Source organism: Cellulomonas pasadenensis (assembly GCF_047229365.1).
Classification (GTDB): domain Bacteria; phylum Actinomycetota; class Actinomycetes; order Actinomycetales; family Cellulomonadaceae; genus Cellulomonas.
This window is the reverse complement of the sequence record NZ_JBFTEP010000213.1, coordinates 1-3,734: the sequence shown is the minus strand read 5'-3', so window position 1 is coordinate 3,734 and position 3,734 is coordinate 1. Positions and strand designations below refer to the sequence as shown.

Annotated in this window: 4 protein-coding genes; 3 read left to right on the top strand and 1 reads right to left on the bottom strand. The window is 75.9% G+C overall.

Annotated elements, in window-relative coordinates; translation table 11 throughout:
• Positions 1-152 precede the first annotated feature (152 nt).
• Together AB6N23_RS17660 and AB6N23_RS17655 are read left to right on the top strand one after the other, a co-directional pair.
• Positions 153-773, top strand: a complete 621-nt coding sequence (locus AB6N23_RS17660) for a TetR/AcrR family transcriptional regulator (protein WP_412867275.1) — start codon at positions 153-155, stop codon at positions 771-773.
• 60 nt (positions 774-833) lie between these two features.
• On the top strand, positions 834-1,061 hold the full coding sequence (locus AB6N23_RS17655) for a DUF3107 domain-containing protein (RefSeq protein ID WP_412867274.1): 228 nt from the start codon (positions 834-836) through the stop codon (positions 1,059-1,061).
• A 95-nt stretch (positions 1,062-1,156) separates the two neighbouring features.
• Here AB6N23_RS17655 and AB6N23_RS17650 read toward each other — a convergent pair whose 3' ends face one another.
• Positions 1,157-1,939: a ferritin-like fold-containing protein gene (locus tag AB6N23_RS17650; protein WP_412867273.1), complete on the bottom strand. Its 783-nt coding sequence runs from the start codon at positions 1,937-1,939 to the stop codon at positions 1,157-1,159.
• A gap of 418 nt (positions 1,940-2,357) precedes the next feature.
• Here AB6N23_RS17650 and AB6N23_RS17645 point away from each other — a divergent pair.
• Positions 2,358-3,734, top strand: a 1,377-nt coding sequence (locus AB6N23_RS17645) for a DEAD/DEAH box helicase (protein ID WP_412867276.1), incomplete at its 3' end; no start/stop codon positions are given.

The following is a 3,734-nucleotide window of genomic DNA, read 5'->3' as shown; positions in this document are numbered from 1 at the left end:
CGGTTCATGACCCCGGGCTCCAACACCCGCCGCCACGAGCGGCCACGCGCCGTGAGGCGTCTGTCGGGGCGGTCGCGGCGGGCCGGGGGGTACGCGCACCCGCCCGGCGGCGTCCCCCCGCCGCCGCGCCGCGCAGCGCGCGCGGCCCCCGGATGACGCGCGTCGAGCGCCGCGCGCAGCTGCTCGCCATCGCGCGCGACCTGTTCGCCGGCGAGGGCTTCCACCACGTCTCGATGGACGACATCGCGGACCGGGCCGAGGTCAGCAAGCCGGTGCTGTACCGCCACTTCCCGTCCAAGCTCGACCTGTACCTCGCGGTCGTGGACGCGCAGGGCGCGGACCTGCTCGCCGCCGTCGAGCGCGCGGTCGCGCCCATCGAGGCCGGCCCGGTCGTGCGCGGCGCGGGCCGGGACGTCGTCGCGGCGATCGTGCAGGCGTACCTCGCGTTCGTCGGGGTCGCGGGCGAGTCGTCGACGCTGCTCTTCGAGTCGGACGTCACCCACGACGCGCAGGTCCGCGGCCGCGTCGACCACGCGAACGCCGAGGCCACCCGCCGGATCGCCGAGGTGCTGGTGCAGGTGACCGGTCGCACCCCCGCGGACGGCGACGTGCTCGCGGCCGCGCTCGTCGCGACGGCGCAGGGCGCGGCGACGTTCTGGCTGCGGCACCGGGACGAGCAGGGCGCCGACCGCGTGGTCGACCTCGTCTCCGACCTGGCGTGGCGCGGGGTCGCCGGGCTCGTCCGGCCGGACTTCGCGTACGAGGACGCCTAGGATCGACCGCGACACCCCGCCGCCACCTGCGACGGGACCCCGGCGTTCGGAGGAGTACCCGTGGAGATCACGATCGGCGTGCAGAACCTGCCGCGCGAGATCACGCTCGAGTCGGACAGGAGCGCGGACGAGATCGCGACCCTGGTGAAGGACGCGCTCTCCGGCACGTCGTCGACGCTCGAGCTCACCGACACCCGCGGCCGGCGCATCATCGTGCCGGCGGCCTCGCTCGGCTTCGTGGACATCGGTGCGGAGACGAAGGGTCGCGTGGGCTTCGGCACCATCTGACGACCCGCGCGACGCCCCGGCGGCCCGGCCGCCGGGGCGTCCGCGCGTCCGGGGGCGTGCGTCCGGGCGCGGTCGGCGACGTCGCCCTCAGGCGGTCACGCGGTCAGGTGCAGCCGCGACATCCGCCGTGTGTGCTGCGCCGTCAGCTCGTTGAACACGGTGGCCGGCGTCTCCTGCTCGGGCGCGGTCCCGACGTCCGCGCGGTCGAGCACGCGCGCCACCCCCGGCCGCTGCACGAGCCGCTGGACGACCCCGAGGGCCTCGCCGACGAGCCGGCGCCCCCACAGGGCGAGCCGCGCGGAGACGACGGCGTCCTGCGCGCACACCGCGTCGAGCTCGCGCACGGCCAGCTCGGCGTGCGACGCGTCCTCGAGGAGCTCGGCGACGAGCACGCGGGAGTCCGGGTCGAGCCCGCGCGCGACCAGCCGGCAGAAGTCGTCCGCGACGCCGTACCCGACGTAGGCCTTGAGCAGCCGCTCGGACCACGAGCTCGGCGTCGTGCGGGCGTCGAAGTCGTCGAGCACGTCCCCGAACCGGCCGAGCGCCGCCACGGGGTCGCCGCCGAGCTCGGTGACGCGGGCGAGGACGCGGTCGCGCCGCTCGGTGCAGCGCGCCGCGAACCGGCTCAGCGCGAGCGCCTGCTCCAGGTCGGGCGCCTGCGTGCTGTCACCCGCCAGCCGCGTGAACGCCTGGTGCTCCAGCGCCGCGACGAGCCCGAGGACCTCGATCGCGTCGGCAGTGTCGGCCGCCGCCCCGGGCGCGCCGTCCACCGCCGTGCCGACCCGGTCGGCGCCCTTGCCGGGTGCGCGGTTCGACGCGCGGTCGGCCGCCGGGACGTCGGACGGCTCGGGGGCGGCGTTGCCGGCGACGGAGGTCATCCGGGGATCCTAACGCGGGCGCGCACGGCCACCGCGGCGGACGGACGCCCGTCGGATACAGTGGCGGGGTACAACCCGTACATCGGTTGCCCGGTCGTCCCTGTTACCCGGTCCTGACGGACCACCTCGCACGACGCGCCCGCAGCGGCACCCGCCGCGTCCGGCGCGCGCGAGGCGACTTCCGCGATCGGCTGCCGGCCAACCCGCGTGGCGCCGTTCCGCCCGCCGCCGGGCCGCCGTGGCACCCCCGCCCGGCCGGCCCCGCCCGGTGCGTGAGCCGCCCCGCCCGCCCAGTGAAGGCACCCGCGTGACCACCGACACCCCCGTGAACGACGACGCGGCCGAGCAGATCCCGGCCGCCACCACCGACCACGCCGTCGACCAGACCCTCGACGAGCACCGCACCGTCGCCGACGCCGTGCCGACGCCCGTCCCCACCGGCACCCGCCGCGCGTCGTCCGTGCAGGCCGTCGACGCCTCGTTCGCCGACTTCGACGTCCGGCCCGAGATCGTCGAGGCGCTCGCCGCCGCCGGCATCAGCCACCCGTTCCCCATCCAGGCGATGACGCTGCCCGTCGCGCTGTCGGGCCACGACATCATCGGCCAGGCCAAGACGGGCACCGGCAAGACGCTCGGCTTCGGCGTCCCGCTGCTGCACCGCGTCATCGCCCCGGACGAGGAGGGCTACGACCGCCTCACGGCTCCCGGCGACCCGCAGGCCCTCGTCGTCGTCCCCACCCGCGAGCTCGCCGTGCAGGTCGCGGGCGACCTCGCGATGGCGTCGAGCCGGCGCAAGGTCCGCATCGTGCAGGTGTACGGCGGCCGCGCGTACGAGCCGCAGATCGAGGCGCTGCAGCGCGGCGCCGACGTCGTCGTCGGCACCCCGGGCCGCATGATCGACCTGCTCAACCAGCGGCACCTGCGTCTCAAGCACGCCACCGAGGTGGTCCTCGACGAGGCCGACGAGATGCTCGACCTCGGCTTCCTGCCGGACGTCGAGAAGCTGCTCGCGGCGACGCCCGCCAACCGCCACACGATGCTGTTCTCGGCCACGATGCCGGGCGCGGTCGTCGCGATGGCGCGCCGCTACATGTCGCAGCCGACGCACATCCGGGCGCAGGACCCCGACGACGACGGCCGTCAGACGGTCAAGAACATCAAGCAGGTCGCCTACCGCGCGCACGCTCTCGACAAGGTCGAGCTGCTCGCGAAGATCCTCCAGTCCCGCGACCGCGGCCTGACGATCGTCTTCGCGCGCACCAAGCGGACCGCCGCGAAGGTGGCGGACGAGCTCGTCGAGCGCGGGTTCGCCGCCGGGGCGCTGCACGGCGACCTCGGTCAGGGCGCGCGCGAGCAGGCGCTGCGCGCGTTCCGCAACGGCAAGGTCGACGTGCTCGTCGCGACGGACGTGGCGGCGCGCGGCATCGACGTCGAGGACGTCACGCACGTCGTCAACTACCAGTGCCCCGAGGACGAGAAGACGTACCTGCACCGCACGGGCCGCACCGGCCGCGCGGGCAACACGGGGACGGCCGTCACGTTCGTCGACTGGGACGACCTGCCGCGCTGGGGCCTCATCGACAAGGCGCTCGGCCTCGGCATCCCCGACCCGGTCGAGACGTACTCCTCGTCCGACCACATCCACGGCGACCTCGACATCCCCGAGGGCGTCACCGGGCGCCTGCCCCGCGGCCAGCGCACGCGCGCGGGGCTCGAGGCGGAGACCCTCGAGGACCTGGGCGAGACCGGGAAGCGCGGCGGCGGCGCCCGCCCGGCGCGCGGCGACCGGCCGGCC